Origin of the sequence: Capsulimonas corticalis (genome assembly GCF_003574315.2) — a bacterium.
GTDB lineage: Bacteria > Armatimonadota > Armatimonadia > Armatimonadales > Capsulimonadaceae > Capsulimonas > Capsulimonas corticalis.
This window is the reverse complement of the sequence record NZ_AP025739.1, coordinates 1,773,683-1,793,385: the sequence shown is the minus strand read 5'-3', so window position 1 is coordinate 1,793,385 and position 19,703 is coordinate 1,773,683. Positions and strand designations below refer to the sequence as shown.

Sequence of the window (19,703 nt, the reverse complement as noted above, 5' to 3'; positions counted from 1 at the left end):
CATGGGTGTGGAATAGCATGGCTGTACAAATAACGGGATATCCCTACCGGCAGGCCCTCAGCCGTCAGCTCAAGGCGATATTGATCGCGACGGCGGTCCCGTCCATCAATATGAACCTGACATTGCAAATGGGAGCCGCCGGCGTTCCCTCCGGCAAAATCCCTCAGTTTGCGGACGTCAATGTCGTCATCGGCGATCTGATGAATATCCAGGAGCCGACGATCTGCATCGTCGGTTCGGGCGAGGATATCGGCTGGCTGGGAGCGGGCGGCGGCGGAGCCCAGCAAGACATCTTTGGCACTCAGATCCGGATCAAGACGCCTTGGAGCGCCAATAACTTCCCCGAGGATTTCGAGCTGCTCTTCAGCGTATGCACCGACACCATCCGAGACTGTCTCAATCAGAGCGCGAATACCAAGATCAAGCCGGTCAATCCCCATAATCAAAAGCCGCTGATCGCCGGCGGCGGGACGTTCCGCAGCTGCATGATGACCGGTTCGCGGCCGATGACGTTTCCAACGAATTCCACGCCCGGCGCGGACACGATTACCCGGACACGCGGCTGGCTCATCACACACATCGCAAAAATCGACAGCAACGTCGGACGCCCGAACGCGCTTGGGCAATAGCATCCGCACCGCAATGGTCTGGGGCTGTAACGTCAGCGGGTAGCTGACAGGAGAATCGAACTATGGCAGATTTTGTAGCGCCCCTCGGGCACGAAGGTTACGACGGCGTGTTGCTTTTTCAGCAGGTCGGCGACACCACTGTGTATGCATTCGAAGGCACCAATATTCGCGAAAACATTTCGGAAAACGCCGGCTATGTCAAAACCATTGACGGCGCAAGCCGGCTGCATAACCGTGTTCTGGGCATCGTGCTGGGATCGCTGACTTTTGATTTCGTCTTAGGCGTTGATCGTCGTCTGGATCAGTTCCTCAACAAGGCATTCGGTCCACGCTCGACCGCCAAGAATGCTTGGGCGATCAATATCATCAAATACGGCGGGGCCACACCAATCAAGGCGGGCGGTGTTTGGTTTCAGGACTACACGGAGGGCGCGAGCTTTGGCGTGCGCGGCGAGGACCAACTCATCGGCTGCAACCTGCGCGCCGTGATCTGCGACCCGCACGATACGATTGGCGCTCCCACGCTGGCGGCGCCTGCAACGGTCGGGACGAATGGAGTCGGATTGTCCACCTTCGGGAATATGTCGTTCACGGACGGCCAGGTCTCGCCGACGATCTATGACTACATTGAATCCTACAATTACTCCCTGCACAACAATCTTGCGCAAGTGAAGGCGATGAAGGACCCTGTCAACCGGATTGGCGCGGGCTTCCTGCTGGGAATGCTGGACGGCAACATTGCATTGACGCAAACAGACGGGGCTCCAACAAATCCATTGCCCGCCGCCGTTGGAACTTATCCGCTCCAGATCATTTCGCCCAGCGGAGACGGCACGCACTCCATGGTGCGCGACTTCGCCGCCTCGTACGACGCCCTAGGGCTCACACTCCGACCGGACCAGGTCAACAACGGCGGCCGCTCGTACACGATCTTCGATAAGGCGGCTGGAGCCACTAACACACCGGCCTATCCGTTCATTGCCTCCTACGTCTAACGCCTTTTCGTTTCAGGCATTCATATCTTTTCCTGCACTCCACACCTATCTATCCAAGGAGCACTCACTTGAACGAAGCTGTCAAAACCATCACGATCCACTCCGTCAAGCTGGCGGGCAAGCACCTCGTCATCACGCCGGAGCAGTTCGAACTCACTCCAGAGAACCTGCGCCATGCGTGGGAATTTCCCGTGAAGCGCGAGACGACCGCTGAGGACGAGTACAACGCATCCGTCTCGGCCACGCGCGCCGGGCTGATTGGACCGTCAGGGACATATGACCGCGATGCGATGCACTTCCACAAGGGAAAGTATCTCGCGTCGGCTCTTGTTGTGGATTGGAATTCGACGAAGGAGACGGCCGCGCCCTACCCTGTGCTCGCAGAGTTTGGCCTTCGTGCTCTGGTGGGCGATGAGATGACGGTGGAGGAGCAGGAACTGCTAAAAAAGCTGCGCTCCGTGATCACAAAGAATACCTAGAAAACTGCGGGGAAATGCCGCGCGAGGCCGGCGCGGCTTTTTTGCTCTGGGCGCGCGCGGCTCATTCGGGAGACTGGGATTTTGTGCTCAAGGCTCCGCTGACGGCGTATAGCGCCATCGCGGTCCATATGCTTCAGGAGTGCCCGAGCTACGCGAACTACGAAGCCAAGCGGCAGTCTGGGCTTCTGAGCATGATGCTGAAGCAGCAAGGTGGCTGACGTATGCGTTAACGTAGGGCTGGCGCATTGCTCAGCGACATACCCTGGCAAATCATTAGAATGGCGACGATGACGATGATCGCGGCCCAGATCAACACGGTTTTCGCGGTCTGGTCAAACGGCTGCGGTCCGTGAACCTCGTTATGGCGGGCGCGAGCATCGCGGTCGATCGCCTCCGCAATCTTCTCCGCCTGCCGATCTTCATGCTCTTGCAGCTGCTGATTCGCCCAGTCACTCATAAATGATCTCCCTACTCCGTTAGGCACGAAATCCCTCAGAAAGTTGCATCCCTTATGGCCAATGATGACGGAATTATTGGGTCGACCGCACGGATCGACAGCCAGGATGCCCTGGATCTGCTTACTGCGCGTGCTGAGGAAATCAACGGAGGATCCGCCCAGAGTCCGTCCGCTGACGTGGATTCGATTGTGGACGATCTCGCCGCCAAAGATGCCACGGATCTCGGCGAGACGCCGGCGGCCGCGCCAAGCCGCAAGCGCCGCCAAAATCCAGAGGTTGCCGAGCGCCAGCGCCTACAGACACAAAAGGTTCGGGATAACACTGACCAAAACCTCATCAAGCGGCAGGCAGAGACGGCGGCGGCGCAGGCAAAAGCGGACGCAATCGCCAGGACGGCGGAAGCGAAAGCGGACGCCACCATTCGCACGGCCGAAGCGCGGGCGCGCAGCGCCGAAGCGCGCGCGGCAAAAGTTGCTCCGACGCCTCTCGATCCGTCTGTCGTGGATGCCGCTGTCGATTTCGCCTCGGATTTCCAAGGATATCGCGACGAAGCATCCGACGCATGGATGCAGACCCAGCTGGACCGAGGAATCCCTGTCACCCGCCAGTCGATGAACGCGCTGCGGCCGGAGATGGTGCAGAACTTCGCGGAGCGGCCGGCGCCGCCGCGCGAGCCCACGCCTGCCGAACGTCAACTGAATGAATTCGCCTCATTTCGCGAGAGCTACACCGGCAAAGCCGATCAGATGGAGGAGGCGTTTCGCGACCACCTGATCGAGCGCGGTGAGGCGACGCCGGCGCAACGCCTCGCTGCCGAGAAAGACTCGTTCCGTCAGAGCCTTCCTGGCGGTAAGTCTAGAGAGGCGATGAAAACGAGCCAGGAGCTCGGTTTCGCCGTTGGATACGGTTTTCAGTCCGTCACTACGGGTGTCACCAAGGCGCTTGACCCCATGATGAGTGGAGAGGCGTATCTTCCCGGGCAATCATGGGAGCAAGCGGGCAGCAGTCTTTTTCCGCTGGCAGGATCTCTGGTCGGAACAATGATTGGCGGAAGGGTCGGCGGGCCTGGCGGATCGCTTGCGGGCCAGTTCATCGGGCAGGGGATTGGGCAAACCGCCGAAGATCTGCTCGATACCTACCGAACGGGGCATACCTACGCACAGCAGCGCGCCGGTGAAATGCTGGGATCCGGCAGAGGCGGCGCGGACGCTGTCGAGGAGTTCACCAATGCTCTTCGCAACGCCGCAACGCCGGCGGCGAAAGAGCTTGCGGAAACTCTCACGAAACTCGGACAGAACGGTCCGGTCACAGCGGGATCCGTCAACGAATTCGGCCAGTTGCAGAGCTCGATGGGTGTGGCGTTCGATCACAACGTCACGACGCTCGGCGGCTTCCTCGACAGCAGTCCATTCTTCGGCGGTCTTCGCGCGAAGTACGGATCCGGGCCGACCACCGGCGTATCACAGCAGGATTATCTGGGCGTTGCGAATGCGGCGGCTCTGTCCGGCAATTACGATGCAATGGACACCGCCCTGGCGCATGCGGAAGCGGTGCGCGACATGACGTACGCCAATCCTCAGTACGTCAAGGACAAGGAGTTCACCGATCGCTACACGCGGGAGACCAGTAACCCCTTTAGCTCGGAGTACTGGTCTCATGTTGGAAAACCGAGTCAGGATGACGCTTACGAGGCGGCGCTCGATCGACTGAAGCACGAACCGAAGACGCTTCCTGGCGCGCCGACGCTCGGTCAGCAAGAAACAGCAATCCGTGCGGCGTTCGAGGCGCACAACCTGGCGCAATCGGACGTCCTCTCCGGGCAAGCCGCTTCGGCCACAGTCGGCGCACGCCTTCAGCTCGATATGATCTACGGCGGCAATGGATCCACCATCCGCGCAGCTCTCCCAGGCATCGAGGCGGGGGTATCGTCGCAGATCCGCGGATTGCAGCGTGACGCGGACATGGCGCGTAAAGCGGCCGCAGCTCTCACGAAAAACGATCCAGAAACGCTCAATATTAAACGCCAGCTCTTGGCTTCCGCCGATGTTGACGATTCGAAAATCTTGGGCCTTCGATCCGTTGCCCCCAGCACCAAGAAAGCAGGCTATTACCCGGATGAGGACGCCGTCGGCGCGGGGTATGGCTTGTCTCGATCGGAAGATCAATACAGTCTCACCGTTGGTCTGCTCGCGGGAGGGAGTTACCAGGGTCTCGCCGTTCTCGAAAACAAGTCGCTGGACACACAGGTAGCCAGAGCAGCTCATCTTCGGAAACTGGCGCAGACAGACCCATATGCGGATTCCGCGAAGAAGGCTGGCTATCTCACCGAAGCGATCCAGATCGAAACGTCCGCTCAGAGCGAGCGATACGACTACGCGCGCAGCATCGATCGACAGGAGATCGACAGCACAAATCTGGATGTAGGTCACGCTCAGGCTGGCGTGGAGCGCGCGCTCGCCTATGCGGGTCCGTCCTCATATAGCAGCGCTTTCGGAGCGGAGGCGGCTGCTTATGGGGCAAAGATCCAGGCGCTCACGGAGCAATTGCAGCGCGGCGGGCTGACCGTCGACGACTACAACCGCAAGGAGCAGGAGCTGACATCGACCCGGCGGGCGGCGAACGCGCTGCCGGGACAGGAGGCGACGGCGTTCTACGGCGCGTCGCTTGCGATCGCGGGAGCCGGGATCGACAAAGCGAGCACGACCGCACAGATCGCGCGTCTCACGGGCGGCTCCGATGTCGTCAATCCGTTGCTGCCCGACGTCATCAGTCAGATGGAGAGCGAGCGTTCTCTGCTTCTGGACAAGTCGCGCGATCCGCGCATCGCCGAGCCGGCGCGCCGCGAGGCGGAAGAGGCGGCGGAGCGAATGCGGATGCAGCAGATCGGCGTCCGCTTCCAGGAGGTGCAGTTCTCCCAGGAGCCCGTCGATCAGGGACATCAGATCGATGTCGAGGGCGCGCTGTCTCGCGTCGGCCGCAGTTTCCTGGAGCCGGGAAATGTGTCGGCGCTTCGCTCCGAAGCGCTGCGCATGGCGCGGGAAGACATCTCCGGATACGACGCCCAGGTCGCCAAGGCGCAGGGCACGATGTCGAAGTCCGAGTTCGATGTCCTGCGGCCGGCGATCGCGCTGCAGCGCAATCAGCTGCTCGGAAAAGTGACGGACCTCGCCGAATCAGCGGACGCGGATTTTTACAAAAACCTGCCGGCGCTTTCCATCGGCGGCGGAAGCTTCGAGCGGCGTGATCTTCCGTCTCCCGCACGCGTCGCGGCCGATATGGAAGGCCGGGGATACGCCGGCATCGCCGTGCGAAACTTCGGCTTCTTCAAGCGCAAATCCGGTCTGGACTTCGTGGGAGAGACCGGAGACATCTCGGCGGGCGGCCGCGACTACGCCGTCACGCACCCTGGAGACACGACAGCGCAGGGGCTGGCGCAGGCCATCGCCGCGCTTCAGAAGTCCCTGGAGAACCTGACCATCAAGGGCGATATCACCGTCAAGGACGGCAGTAATCGCTCGAAGATGACCGGAACGATCAAGAGCGGTACCACCGACCAGCAGGGGCTGGGCGCCGCCGTCCCAGGCCTCCCTCACAACTAACCGAGCCACCGGCACAAATAAAAAAGTCTCGCTTCCCGGTTTTGGGAGGCGAGACTTCCCCATTTTGTCAGAAACAGGAACGAACCATGGCCGACCTCAGCCTCGGATGGCAGCTGCTGGTGGATACGCCGGCGCGCGCCTTCGGGTTTCAGCGGACGCCGCCGTACATGCATACGGAAATGATCGAGCTGCTGGCGCCGTTCCGGGACGGCCAGGCGCTCGTCAGCAAAAGCTCGGTCCAATTGAACGGACTGCGCGCGATCCCCGAGATCGGCGTGATGATCCTGGAGCCCCGGCCCAGCCGCGTGGACACTCGCCTCGCCGATTACGAGTTTCCGACCACCGGCGCCACGGACTGGACCGAAGGCAACGACAGCACGACCGGCAAGATCTCCCTGGAGATGACGAATGCGACGGCGGACCACACGTTTGACATCCGCACCGTCACACTGCTGCCAGTCAACGCCTCTTTCTACACGCGCATCAAGCGCGGCCAGGCGGTGAACGGCGCGACGGTCTCCGCCAATACCTATTACACGATCATGGTCGTCGGCGAGGACACACCGCCGGGCAACGATGTCGGCGCGACGCCGTTTCGCCTGATCCTCCAGGACGGCAAGCCGCCGTTCCTTCAGCAGGGCGTCGACAACAACACCGGCGACTGGTATTGGGGCGGCTACGGCGAAAACGGAGTCATGGGCACGGTTTCGGACAGCTCCCAGCTCTTCGAAGAGCAGAACCGCGTCATCGTCGTCGAATGGTTCGTCTTTCCCGATCAGAACGCGCTGATCGTGCGGCTCGCCGGCGGCAAGGACACGCTGGTCTTCAAGCCGGAGAACATACAGCCGGACACAACGACAGGCCTGACCTACAAGAACATCGGGAACGTGTCGGTGCTTGCCGGCAAGATCCGGCTTTATGGCCAGAACGGAACCGCCGGCTTTCAGTACCTGCCCGTCGAGTTCGCGCCAAACGGATTTTTCATCAGCGCCGAGGTTCCGCTTCCGTTCGTCTATCAAGGCAATGGCGGCGTGTATCTGCCCGGGGCTTCGTTCCCGGACGGCTCGGGCTTCACCTGGACCATCAGCCAGACCGATTACACCGGAACGCGCGTCAAATACACGCTGCTGGTGACGGGGACGGATGATCCAGACGCCACATCCGTTTCCGTCTCGCCGATCATCACCTCGATCCAAATGCGGATTCCGCCGGTGTTCGACTATACGGCGACGATCGGCGTCACGCGCGATGTCTCCTCCATGATCGGCCGGATCGAGGAGCGCCAATGGTATGACATCGACACCGGCATCGTCCGCACGCAGGTAGGGCTCACTTTTAGCAATGCCTATGGAGATTTCACCGGGGCGGACGGAACTCATCGCGCGGTGCAGTACTCCCGCTGGCTCAACGTCCGCAACGCCTACGGCCAGATGCAGCCGCTCTCCGACCCAATCACCTTCCTGACGGGATGGGCCGGTCACGAGAGCGCGGTCTGGAAGGCGGATCCTCGGCGTGAGTTCGACCTGATCCTCGACGATCGCTGGTGGCCGATGACGCGCCAGCAATGTGGCGCGCTGCCCTTCGCGGATCTATGGTGCGGCAAAGCCGTCTGGCGCTTCCTGCTCAATATGGCGGGCGTTCGCGACGAAGACATCGCGGACACGTTCAAGACGTGCGACTTCGGTCCGCTGCCGGAAGGGTGCAATCACTACAAGCTCCCCGGCGGGACCTATACCACGCCGAAAATGTCGTTCTCCCCGGAGCAGACCTTCCTGTCCGCGATGGAGGAGGTCAGCGACATGTTCAACGCGGTGCTCTTCTGGAATTCGCAGGGCGTCTTCGACGGCTTTGAGTACGATCCTGGGATCTATCAGACGCCGTTCAAGGGCACCTTCGGCGTCACGGACAGTGGCAATCCCTTGAATTCGGACTTTCTGACGGCGCTCTGGAGGCAGATCAACTTCCGCGTCAACACGAAGGATCGGCGGACCAGCGTCGCGGCGATCGGCAAGAACCCTTCCACGAACAGCCTTCAGATGACCAATCTGAGCGCGGACGATGTCATTCCCGGCTTCACCGCCAATATCCACGGGTTCCGCGAGCCTTACATCAAGGCGTCGAACCGCTTCTCCGACCCGGTGTTTTCCGATGTCTACGCGAAGAAGATGCTTCAGAAGCGAATGCTGCCCAATCTCTTCGCCGAGTTCAGCGCCTGCTTCCTCCCGAATCTCTTCGCTATGGATCGATACGGCGTCGTGCTCAATACCGACGATATCGTCGGCGGGACGCAGCTCGTGTGCGAGGAAATCCGAAGCGTTTATGATGTTTCGAACCCGGATGACTTCGGCAGCACGATCGACGGGCGATGGGTGGGCAACTTCTGATTGCTCTCCCATCAACTCACTGGATTCTAAGGACTTGAGGCCGTTATGACACTGATCACGACCGGAGCGCTGACGACGCAGAGCGATGCAGTCGGCAAGATCTATTCGATGTTCGCGCCGGCGATCGACGTGGCCAACGCGCTCGCGAAGGTCCACGCGCTGAGCGTGTATGCATCGTTCGCGACGGACCCGGTCCAGGGCGCAGCCTGGTTTCAGGGCGCGCGGACCGTCTACGAGAGCGCGTCCGCGACGGCGTCGGCCAGCGGCGCGACCTTCGGCAACGCTTTCGGCGGCGGTGGGCTGGGCGGCGGCTCGTTCGGCCTGGGCTCTGGCCTCCTCAATCGCCAGTCGATCATCGCCGGCAACTGGTACGGAGAGATGGAGACCTGGCGGACGCAGATCCGGACGACGGCGGCGCAGGACGGCATCACGACGGTGAACGATGTCATCAGCTACGCGCTGTACCGAAACACGGCCGCCGCATTCTCTTGTCTGTTTACGCCGGATTTCGCCTCTCTTTACAGCTACGCATACAACCTGGGGCGTCAGCTCGACCCGGGCAGCGTCTTCGCGCCCAGCGGCATCGTGATGGCGAGCTTCTCGGTGACGGGCGCCGGAGCCGGCACGCGAACCGCCGGCGTCTTTCCCACGGCCAACGGTTACGCCGTTCCAGCCCCGACGATTACCGGAGCTGGCTGCAACCCGCGCGGGGTCTGGTCGAGCGCCACGGCTTACGCTACACTCGACAGCGTTATGTACAGCGGCTCGCATTACGTCGCCGTCGCGGGCAGCACGAATGTGACGCCTGGGACGGACCCGGCCCACTGGGTCATCAATACGTTCGGCAATCCCTCCTATGTCGGCGGAATGCCGGTGGCGCAGGGATTCGCCGCGACGCTGGCGCCACAGATCAAGGTGACGACGAATATCACCGGAGCCGGCGCGGTGACGGTGACCGCGCTCAATCAAGCGGGGAATCCCTCGACCTGGACCGCGACGCTCACGGGCTTGACCACGGCGTCCGCCGCCGTAACACTGACGCCCACGAACGCCGGCGACCGGATGGCGGCCGTTCCGTCGGCGATCGCCATTCCCGCCGGCATCACGGCCGGCGCATTTCAAATCATCACGCAGGCCGAACGGACTCCGTAACATGCCAACTCCCACCATACCACGGGTCGGATACACGGACGTCGCGACGATCCCGCTGCTGCGCATCTTCGCCCAGGGCGTGGGAGCGCCGCCGACTGGGTTCTCGGGCGTCGTCGGCTGGGAGTTCAACAGCGATTCGTATTATTCGCGCCGCAACTTCTACAAGAATAAGCTGATCGCCGGGGCTTACCAGACCAGCGCCGGCGCGTTTACCGTGGACTTCGTCGCCTTCACCGGGACACTGAACTCCGCCGGCTACTCCGAGACTGCAACGATGCGGGTAACGACGACGGGTGTCAATGCGCTCCATGAGTTTTACGAGTGGGGCAATCGCAACGAATTCTCCGCGTTTGGGATTGATGTCCTTCAAAACCAAATCGACAACCCCAGTCTGTTTACCTATTATTTTACGGACACGACGGGCGTCCTGCGGTGGATCGCATGGCGCGTGTTTTTTATTGTCTCGCACGACTGGGGCATTGCGTCGGGCTATCCAATTCCGAGCCCTCTGAACTGCGTGGTTGGGCGTGAGGTTTTCCTGCTCGTGACACTCGCCGATTGGGCGACAACCGCTTGGTACAATTCATGGATCGGTTTTCGTCTCTACGATCAATCAATCTCAGGCGATGAAATTCCAAACGGTCTGGCGAGCATGGACGTTGGCGGTTTTTCTGGAAATGGGAGTTACTCGAATGATCCTCAGTTTTTCACGATCCCATTTCGTCCACTGCGCGCCGGCAGTTATACCGTCTATCTCTGCTCCAACGGTTTTGGAGCGCTGAACGTCGCGCCCATCGCCTTCGACGTGAACGTCGCGCCGGCTCCGTCCACGAGTTCGCCGCCGAGGTCTGGAGAGTGGCATTACCGGATCAACGCGCAGATCGCCATGCCCAGCGGTGGCGGAGCTCCCAGGCTTTATTTGTCGATCGCGCGGATGTATAACGCGGTCAATGCCGGTACGTTCGTGGCGACCTCTTCGGCGGTGCGCGTCTGCGCTTCGCTCGATTTCGGCGAGACCTTTCGCGCCGGCGTCGATATCGGCACGGAGGCGGCGGACGGCAGCGCGCTCGGCGATGGGCGGGCCTATCATCAGAGCGTCTCCGGGAATTCGCTCGGCGCCCATACCTTTGCCGTGTTGCCCTCGGGCCGTCTCTATGTCAACGGTCAATCGGGAGCGCCGATCAACGGAATGTGGCGGGCGGCGCGGATCAGCGACGACGACGGCAAGACCTGGCGAAACGCGACGATGCTGAACGGCGCGCAGGACGACCGCGCGACGGTTCTGACGCCGGCCGTGGGCGCAACGCCTGTTTGGGTAAGCCGGGGCGCCTACGCCGGCAGTCACGGCGCCGGCGGCCGCACGGGCGGCGGCTGGATGATGATGGGGCTCTCAGACCGGATCGATCGCAACTGCGGCCGCAGCCGCGTCTCCTACGATGGCGGCGATACTTGGCAGGTCGATGAGACCATGCACGGCGTCAATTACCGAGGTCCGGCGATCCCGTTGAATTTCCAGAACGAGCCGCAGCTTCCAGTGGTCAGTCACATCCGTGGGATTTCCACCGATGGCGGGTTTACCAGTCTCGACGACTACCGAAAAGATCGCAAAGCGATTGGCGTGGTTTTTCCGGGGAACCCAGATGACGATCATCGTTTCACGCGCGCGCTCGTGACCGCCGACACGGACGTGACGTACAACGTCGGAAGTGGGTCCGGCGGCTTCGGAAGCTACTACAACAACCTCTACATCTCACGCGGCGCGGATTTCAAGACGACGCAGACGATCCGCTTGAAGTACTCGCCGCTGGGCGATGGAACCGGTCTTCTCGACATGCAGCTGAGCGCCAGCCTGTGGACCACGGGTTTCGCCTGGGGCGGGCGCATCGTCATCGTGGGCGTCGATATCCACCAGCAGGACCTGATCCGCGTGTACGTTAGCGACAATGGCGGCGAGTGGTTCCGGGAGACCTGTCGGTCGGCGGATTGCGGCGCGACCTGGAAAAAGACGACCGAAGAGTAAGGCGAGTGAGGAATAGGGCATGAGAACGCCGCAAGGGCTGATCGGCGGACCGAATTTCACCGGGGGGCAGGGCATTCCCGCGCCGGGCGCGCCCGGCGCCCCGCCTACCGCCATCCAGGGCGGCGCGCCGGGGGACGCGTATTATTTTCTCGCGTCAGCGGATTCCCGGCTGATCAATGGCGTCACGTTCTCCGGCGTCGTGTTCGCATCCACCTCCGCTCCGTCCAATACCGGATATTTCTGGCTGGACACCAATACGACGCCGGCGTGCCTGAAATACTACGATCCCACCGACTTCACCTGGCATCTGGTGGACAGCGGCGCGGCGCCGACCGTGGGGAGCCAGATCTACAATGGATCGGGCGCTCCGGCGAGCGGCAGCGGCATTGACGGCGATTACTATCTGGACACGTCCGCAGACGATCTCTATCAGAAGCAGTCCGGCGCCTGGGCTCTTCTCACCAACATCAAGGGCGCGGCGGGGACGCCGGCAAACTGGAGAAGCGCCTGGGCGATCGGGACCGCTTACGCCGTCAATGACGCGGTGACCTACGCCGGCAGCTCCTACCTCGCGATCCTTGCCGGTTTCGGCCATCAGCCGGATATCTCGCCCACGTATTGGCTCGTCATCGCCGCGAAGGGAGATACCGGGCCGCCGGGGGCGGATGGCGTTCCGGGGCCGTCCGGCCCTGCGGGAGCCACGGGCCCGGCGGGAGCAACCGGACCAGCTGGACCAACAGGCCCCGCTGGCGCGGCGGGCAGCGGGGCCACTGGATATTCGCAGCAAGGGAATGGAACCGACTACTCACTCACCACAGCATACGCAGCCGTGGTTCTGGGCGGTGTCGCGCTGCGCCTTAATCTTCCAGGCGCTGGCAGTTTTTTCCTGGATACGCTCTTGGAAGTTGCTGCCGGAACAAGCACTGGTGATGACATCCGGGCGAAGCTTTTCAATCAAACGGATGGCGCGGATATCCCACATTCTGAATCACGGATCACTCCCACCGCAAATGCAATCACGCAATTGTCCGTGCGATCGATCATCACGGTTGCGGCGCCGAAGACGATCCAGGTCATGGCGGAGAATTTGACGGCGGCGCGCGGCAAAGTCACGTCGTCCCGAAGCCAAATCCTCGGGGTATCCATTGGCTCCGTAGCCAGTTCCGGTATTTCGAATGTCCAGCCGACGGATATCACGGGCCTAGCTGCATGGCTTAAAGCCAGTTCTCTCTCGCTTGTGGATGCGGCGGCGGTCGCCTCCTGGACCGATAGCGGAACTCTCGGGAACTCCGCTGGGCAAGCAACATCCGCGAAGCGGCCGATTTTCAAAACAGCGATCGCAAATGGGCTGCCAGTCGTCCGCTTTGACGGAGCGACGCAGTATCTCACGATTCCTTCGGCGGCGTCCCTGGACTGCGCTACGGGTCTCACGCTTTACCTCGTGCTAAGACCAGCGGCAAACCCGGCATTCAATACCATACGCACGATCTTGAGCAAATGGTTCGGTGGGGCGACGCCGTATGTTGCGGGCGGATATCTTGCGGATCAACGAAACAGCGGAGGCGCTCAGTATGTTGGAACGGATACCGCAGGGGCTTCCTCGGGAGCCGGGAACTGGTCAGGCTCGGTCATTCTGTCCACGGCGACGTTCTCGCTCATCTCGATTCGCCTCGACGGATCAACAACATCAATTAAGGTGAACGGGACGTCGATTAGCTCAACCTCCGGATCAGATCTTCCCTCGGCAACGACAAAGCCAGTTTACATCGGGCAGTTTGGTCCGCTGAACTCATCGGCACTTGGAGATTCCAACTGGTGGGCTGGGGACATCGCCGAGATAGCCCTCTTCAATGCGGCCGTCAACGCCTCGGACGATCTCTCCCTGCAAAGCAGCTTGATGACGAAGTACGGCATTGTCGGCTGATTATTTTTAAGCCTTCACCGCTTCTTTCCATTCTGGCTGCTCCGCTTCGGAGGCAGCTTATTTCACCCCAGAAGTATTCTATGTGATCCTTACGCAGTCTCTATGCCTCGTTCTTGTTTCTTCACACTCACCGCGCCGTTTGTTTTGCCGACCGTGGCAACGCCGATTCTGGTTTCGGCGCAGACTACCATAGCTACGCAGAATTTTGACGTGGCAACATATTGAGGTATGTGTTTATACGCTCCCAGAACTGCGGCAACAGTAGGTGCGTGTTTATGACGGTTCCACAGTCCACTCGACATACGCCGACCTCGCGCCCCTCGTCTCGCCGGCTCCGGTTCTCACCGGCCAGTTGCTCTTGTCGCCCTCTGTAAAGAGCCGCGAGGCGTTTCGTCGTTTGTGGCGGTGACGAGAAGCGGAGACCGATCACGTCGAAAACGCCTGAATCGTTCCAACTCTGGGTAAAGGTCAAATGGCGGCGTCTTTCGTCATAAGCAGGGAGAGGCGTCGCCATTTCTGACTTGCCGAGGAGGGAATGTTCATGCGAAACGCTATTCGGATCGTTGAGGATAGCGACTTGAAGGTAGTTGGGATCTGCTCTCGCCGCGCCTTGGCGAAGATGCGCCGATCCAGCGCTAAGGTCAGGGTTCTGATTAAGGCGGCCCGTCGGCTGCGACTGGAATCGGCGGGGCTGCGCGTAGATGCGGAGCGCGCCGATCGTGAAATGCCGAAGCCGAATACTCAAGAAGCATAGAAGTGGAAAAGGCTTCGAGCAATGGCTCGAAGCCTTTTCCATGTCAGCCCGCTAGAAGTGGAGCACTCCCACGCCAGTGGCCTCCAATCCGCTGGAAACGATACAGCGACCGTTCTCGCACACAGCGGCGGTAGCATCGCCGAGGCGCTGCTCATTTATAAACGAAGAGCTGCCGAATTAGACGCGCCAACCAACCCCATTTTTGGAAAGCCGCTCCGCTCCGGAGGCGGCTTTTTTCACGTCTGGAGTATCCCATGCGACCCATTTCCCCCATGCGATCACTTCGCTCCCTCTACGCTTTACTCCTGTTTCTGATCACGCTCGGCGTGTCGTCCGTTGTGCTGGTCGTGGCGACGCCCAAGACCGCCGCCGCATCGAATTACAGCGAGAATTTTGATGGACTGACGGTCGGCAACCAGCCGGCGGGCTGGACGCTGAATACCAATGACAAGATAGCGACGACCCACGCGTCCAGTTCCCCCAACGACCTGTCGTTTGCCAGCGGCACGGCGACGGGGTGGCTGGCGACGAGCTACGGCGCGTGTACCTATCACACCACCGTTTACTACGCTTCTTCCACTTCGCAGACTTATCCGCTCTTCCATACCGACGCGAATGGAAACGGCTATGAGATTACGATCGCCCCAACGGCTGGCAAGATCGGCGTTCGGAAAATCACGGGGCGTGTCGTAACCTCCGGCCGGTACACCACGGCAGGGACGGTCACCTCGATCGGGACGGACGCCAGTTACAGCAACCTATCCTCACTCGGAATCTCGGCCGGAACCGCGCTCCCCACAGGTAACTACTCCGTCGATATCGATGTCTCCGGCACGACCACCCAGACTGTCAAAGTCCGTATTTATGCCGCCTCACCGACTATCAACAACTCGATGACCTGGGACGAGACCGCGACGGATTCGAGCTCCGCTTACCAGAGCGGATTTTGCGGCATCGTGGAAACAGGATCGGGGGCCGGCCAGGTGGACGACGTCGTCATCGTCGACAACACGCCCGTCCCCGGCATTACGGTCGCGGCGACCTCCGGCACCGTCTACGCCAACGGCACGACGCAGTCGGTCACGGTCACGCCAAACTCCGGTACGACGCTCTCCACCACGGCCTCTTTCACGATATCAGGCGGAACGGGCGCCTCCACGACGCCGATCAGCACGACCTACAATAGTGGCCCAGGCACCTATACGCTGACCTACAACCCGGGGACGCTGCCCACCGGCGCGCAGACGTTCACGGACACGACGGACAGCTTCAGCGCGACCTTTACGCCGACGGCGCCGTCGTTTACCCGAAGTCCGACCACGCTGGCGGCGAATAACAGCGCTCAAACTGTGACGATCGTCGGCACAGGAACCAACTTCAACACTGGCAACACAACGCAGTTTACGATGACGGGCGGAACAGGCGCATCGATCGTTTCGCAATCGGCGTCGAGCACGACGGCCGCCACGCTCAGTATCAACCCGGGCACGGCCTCCGGAGCCACACTGACAATCACGGGGCCTTCCGGCGCGACACAGACGATCACAACGACGACGCCGGCAGCCTTGACGGCAGGGACGATCACGCCCACAGCGGGAGTCAATCAGATCACCTTCACGGCGACGGACGCCACGAATGGCGTTCTGCCCTACGCGTACCAGGTCCAGATCTCGACCGACAACGCCACCTTCAGCACGCCCGGCGCCGGATCGGGACTGACGACGCGCTCGGGAACGATCACGGGACTGACCAACGGCACGACCTACTACGTCCGGATGCGCTACACGGACAACGCCAGCACGGTCGTGACATCTGCCTCCGTCTCCGTGACGCCATCCGCAACGCCCGCGCTTGTCGCCGGCTACACATCAGTCACATACGCGGCGGCCGCCAGCGGGACCGTCAAGCTCAGCTGGACGGCGGCGACCGGCAACAGCGGCAGTCTGACGTATGTCGTCAACTACGGCACGGCGCCGACGTCTCTGTCCACCGCCAGCAGCTCCCAGAGCGCGACCACATTCACCCTGGGCAGCCAGACCAACGGCACAGCGCTTTATTTCCAGGTCGTCGCCAGCGACTCCGGCGGATCCACTGCGGCGTCCTACCCCATCGTCGGCGCGATCCCGGCGGCGATCTCCGCCGGAACAGGGCGCAAGCAGACCACGCATAGCTTCGGGCGAGGGAGGCGATAATGGCCGAAACATGGGCGCTGGATGGCTCCGGTTACAACTATGACGGCTGCTACGTCTCGACGGTCGTTTACGATAAAGCGGTCCGCAACCACGGAAGCTTCATCAATCTGAGCCCGTCCGTCCAGGATCAAGTCTGCTCGCAGATCCTATCCCGGGTTGCGGGGATCCGTCACGAGATTCAGGGCGGCGGGAGCTTTACCGAGAAAGATGACGGGACGGCCTATTCGATGTCGGCGGCGCAGTCGCTCGCGATGGCAAAGATCAATGCGAAGTGCGGAAACATCAAGTGGATTCTCAACACTTTCTCCGCGCCCAGCTCGATCTACCCCGCGCTTGCAAATACGCCCCATCATTCGAAAATGATCCGTCCGAACGGGTACGGCCCGGTCACCTCCAATAACCTGAGCAGTCCGACATCGACTCAGGCAAAGCTATGGCGAGACGCGATCGTCAAGGAGATACGGGCGCTGATCGCAGTCGGCTGCAATATCTACGCGATCGCCACGCCGAATGAGTACTCAACGAACGCCATCCCCGCCGACTGGTGGCTTGCTGGTGGCCAGACGTCCTCCGCTCTCGTGTTCGCCAATCAGGTCTATGGCGGCCAGGGCATCGCGGCGGATGGCGTCTATCCGGCGGGATTTGGGCTGAAGGATATTTTCCCTGGTCTGTTGCTCTTCAACGACGACCCGAATGCATCGGGAGGCGGGTACCTGACGGGCAATCAATACGTCACGCTGTACGGGATCCACGACTACGCCCAGTACGGAACGGCCATCAAGGGGAAGGGTAATACGCCTCCGCTTCAATACTACGGAGAGTTCAGCTGCACCAGCTACGCCAACACGGTCGCGCGGTTAAATCAAGCATTTGCCGACGACACGATGCAGGTCAAGACGCTGAGCTGGTGGTGCACGATGCGCGACCTGACGCTGGGGAGCGTGACGACGCCCAATGGCCTGACGTACTCACTCAACTTCAGTCTCTACAGCCTCAATGCGAATAACCAAACCGTTTCCGCGTCCTCGACAGGCGGTCTCTATCCATTCCTCGCACTCCTCCAGGCACAGGGCAAACTGGGCGGATATTCCTACACCGACGCGGCGACGGGCGGCGGCATTTCCAGCCGCCAGCCCATCACGGGAGTAGTCTACGTGGAGGGATTTCATCGAAACAGCGATTCGAAATATGTCCGTAAGGTCAGTAATACCGGCGGAACGGCCTATGTCGATTCGTGTGCGATTACGCTGGGCGGCGTCGGTAAGCCGCTGAGCGGCACGGTGCGCCTGTTCACATCCGCATCGGAAGGCGCGCCCTCGGCGGTCTCAACGGACGGAAGCGGCAATCTGAATTACTCCGTACCGGCGGGAGCGATCGCTGTCTACGAATTGAGTTAAGGGGTTATCCATGGGTCTTCTTGCAAATATTCTGACCACTGGATCGGCTCCGGCGGGTGTCAGCGGGGCGGGAACAGGCAGCGTCAACTATAGCGGTGGACCACCGCTTCTAAACGGATCCTCCAGCAGCGCGCTGATGACGGCGACCGCTGGACAAACGGCATACCTCGACATCGATCTGACAACGCTCGCCGGCGTGGGCGCCGCGACGGTGGATCCCTGCGTGGGCGGCTGGTGCGAAATCTCGTCGCTAACGCTCCCCGTTGGCGCGAACCTGCCGATCTGCACTCTGCTCAGCCAGGGCAACCGCATCATCGCTCTGCGCCTGACCAATCACGCGATCTACGGGTACTGCCTTCAGGCGCGCTTTTGGCTCAACCAGGCGACAGCGGACAGCAGCGGTTATGGCCAGGGAAACACGATCACTGACTGGGCCTGGAGCGTGGCAGTCGGACAGCCGTTCCGGTTCTGGGTCGGCGCCGAGATGATCGGATCAACCAGTGTCGTCGCCTGCTGGTCGGACACGGGGCAGCAATCGGCAGACGCCTCGGCGCACTGGCTGCTATTCCAGAAGCAGGACATGAGCGGCTACGCGCAGCAGGCCATCGACGAGATCCGCATCGGCCCGGATGTGGCGTCGGCTGGCGCGGCCATGACGGCGGCGTTCGACGGAATCCATGTCGGGAATGGGCTGGCGCAGGCTTCGACCTCACCCATCCCCTTTGTCTCCTATACGTCGTCGAAAGTCGTCGCCACCAGTCTCTCCCTGGCGACAACCACAGCGGCAAAGACGGTTCCCACGGTTCAGGCGACGACCAACGCCAGTCCTGTCTTCTGGTCATCGTCGGATCCCGCCGGCGTTTCGATCAGTAACACGGGATTAGCCACGCTTCACCGGGCCTCCGGAGCAATCGCATCGATCAGCGATGGAACGACCTTTGTGGACGTGGAGTTCGTGGCGCGCGACGTGACGTATTCCGTCGGCTCGCCAACGCTGGCCGGCAACGTGCTCAGCGTCCCGATCACGCTCACTTCGTTTTCGGACGGCGCCGCGACGAACGCGTATCCAGACGCCATCCCTTTGATTGTTGGGACGACGGCCGTTCAGTATCAAGGGCTGACGGGGGCCGGGCCGAATTTCACCGCCTCATTTCTCGTGACGGGCGCCGCGCCTTACGTTTTCACATTGAACGGCGCGACCGTCAGCGCCGTTCCAGGAGCAGGAGTAACAGTTATGGGCATCCCGACAGTTTTCACGCTGGCGGACGATTCAGGCGTCGGCGTTTCCGGCGCCACATTCGCGAGCGGCTACGCGATCCGCCCGACCACCACGCCCAGCGCGATCGCGCTGCTGGGCGCCTGGTCCAGCGCTACGGCGTACACCGTGGACCAGGCGGTCACCCTCGCCGGCGTCGGGTACATCGCGGTCGCCGGCAGCACGAACGTGACGCCGGGAACGGACATTACGAAGTGGGTTCCCTGGAGTTATCCGGTGATTGCGGATCTCAACGTTGGCGGCGCGATCGCGGCGGCGGCGGGGCAATATGTGCTGATCGTCGATCCGAGCGTCAACGGCGAGTTGTTTTACTGCTTCCTGGCGTCTAAAGGCGGGTCCACGATCAGTGGACTGAACGCCCAGCCATGCGTTTTCGTGCCGCTCGACAGCAGCCGCCTCGATCAGAATGTCAGCGCCGCCGCTCGGCCGCACAGCATCGTTTAA

General features: G+C 61.3%; 14 protein-coding genes. 13 read left to right on the top strand and 1 reads right to left on the bottom strand.

Features of this window, described 5'->3' with window-relative positions; all coding sequences use genetic code 11:
• Positions 1–17 precede the first annotated feature (17 nt).
• The 4 genes from D5261_RS07510 to D5261_RS07495 all read left to right on the top strand — a co-directional run bounded on the left by D5261_RS07510 (position 18) and on the right by D5261_RS07495 (position 2,321).
• Positions 18–629: a hypothetical protein gene (locus D5261_RS07510; RefSeq protein ID WP_119322711.1), complete on the top strand. Its 612-nt coding sequence runs from the start codon at positions 18–20 to the stop codon at positions 627–629.
• Positions 630–691: 62 nt separating this feature from the next.
• Complete coding sequence (locus D5261_RS07505; protein WP_119322712.1) at positions 692–1,624, top strand: hypothetical protein; 933 nt, start codon at positions 692–694, stop codon at positions 1,622–1,624.
• Positions 1,625–1,692: 68 nt separating this feature from the next.
• Positions 1,693–2,103 carry a hypothetical protein gene (locus tag D5261_RS07500; protein ID WP_119322713.1) on the top strand — a complete coding sequence of 137 codons (411 nt, stop codon included), beginning with the start codon at positions 1,693–1,695 and terminating at the stop codon, positions 2,101–2,103.
• Between the two features lie 14 nt (positions 2,104–2,117).
• Complete coding sequence (locus D5261_RS07495) at positions 2,118–2,321, top strand: hypothetical protein (protein ID WP_119322714.1); 204 nt, start codon at positions 2,118–2,120, stop codon at positions 2,319–2,321.
• An 8-nt stretch (positions 2,322–2,329) separates the two neighbouring features.
• On the opposite strand, the gene D5261_RS07490 is transcribed toward D5261_RS07495, so the two are convergent.
• Complete coding sequence (locus tag D5261_RS07490) at positions 2,330–2,560, bottom strand: hypothetical protein (RefSeq protein WP_119322715.1); 231 nt, start codon at positions 2,558–2,560, stop codon at positions 2,330–2,332.
• 54 nt (positions 2,561–2,614) lie between these two features.
• On the opposite strand from D5261_RS07490, the gene D5261_RS07485 reads away from it, so the two are divergent.
• From D5261_RS07485 to D5261_RS07445, 9 genes are all read left to right on the top strand, one after another.
• On the top strand, positions 2,615–6,160 hold the full coding sequence (locus D5261_RS07485) for a hypothetical protein (RefSeq protein ID WP_119322716.1): 3,546 nt from the start codon (positions 2,615–2,617) through the stop codon (positions 6,158–6,160).
• A gap of 86 nt (positions 6,161–6,246) precedes the next feature.
• Complete coding sequence (locus tag D5261_RS07480; protein WP_119322717.1) at positions 6,247–8,544, top strand: hypothetical protein; 2,298 nt, start codon at positions 6,247–6,249, stop codon at positions 8,542–8,544.
• 45 nt (positions 8,545–8,589) lie between these two features.
• Positions 8,590–9,696 (top strand): hypothetical protein, encoded by a 1,107-nt coding sequence (locus D5261_RS07475; RefSeq protein ID WP_165864364.1) that lies wholly within the window; start codon positions 8,590–8,592, stop codon positions 9,694–9,696.
• 1 nt (position 9,697) lies between these two features.
• Entirely contained in the window at positions 9,698–11,716 is a 2,019-nt protein-coding gene (locus tag D5261_RS07470) for a sialidase family protein (protein ID WP_119322719.1), read from the top strand.
• 19 nt (positions 11,717–11,735) lie between these two features.
• The gene (locus D5261_RS07465; protein WP_119322720.1) at positions 11,736–13,640 is read left to right on the top strand and encodes a LamG-like jellyroll fold domain-containing protein; all 1,905 of its coding nucleotides are present in this window, start codon (positions 11,736–11,738) and stop codon (positions 13,638–13,640) included.
• A gap of 541 nt (positions 13,641–14,181) precedes the next feature.
• A complete protein-coding gene (locus D5261_RS07460) occupies positions 14,182–14,394 on the top strand; it encodes a hypothetical protein (protein WP_125206103.1) in 213 nt (70 codons plus the stop codon).
• Between the two features lie 272 nt (positions 14,395–14,666).
• A complete protein-coding gene (locus D5261_RS07455; protein ID WP_301002446.1) occupies positions 14,667–16,586 on the top strand; it encodes a beta strand repeat-containing protein in 1,920 nt (639 codons plus the stop codon).
• Complete coding sequence (locus tag D5261_RS07450; protein WP_119325257.1) at positions 16,586–17,983, top strand: hypothetical protein; 1,398 nt, start codon at positions 16,586–16,588, stop codon at positions 17,981–17,983. Before D5261_RS07455 ends, D5261_RS07450 begins: the two co-directional genes overlap by 1 nt.
• Positions 17,984–17,993: 10 nt before the next feature.
• On the top strand, positions 17,994–19,703 hold the full coding sequence (locus D5261_RS07445; protein ID WP_119325258.1) for a hypothetical protein: 1,710 nt from the start codon (positions 17,994–17,996) through the stop codon (positions 19,701–19,703).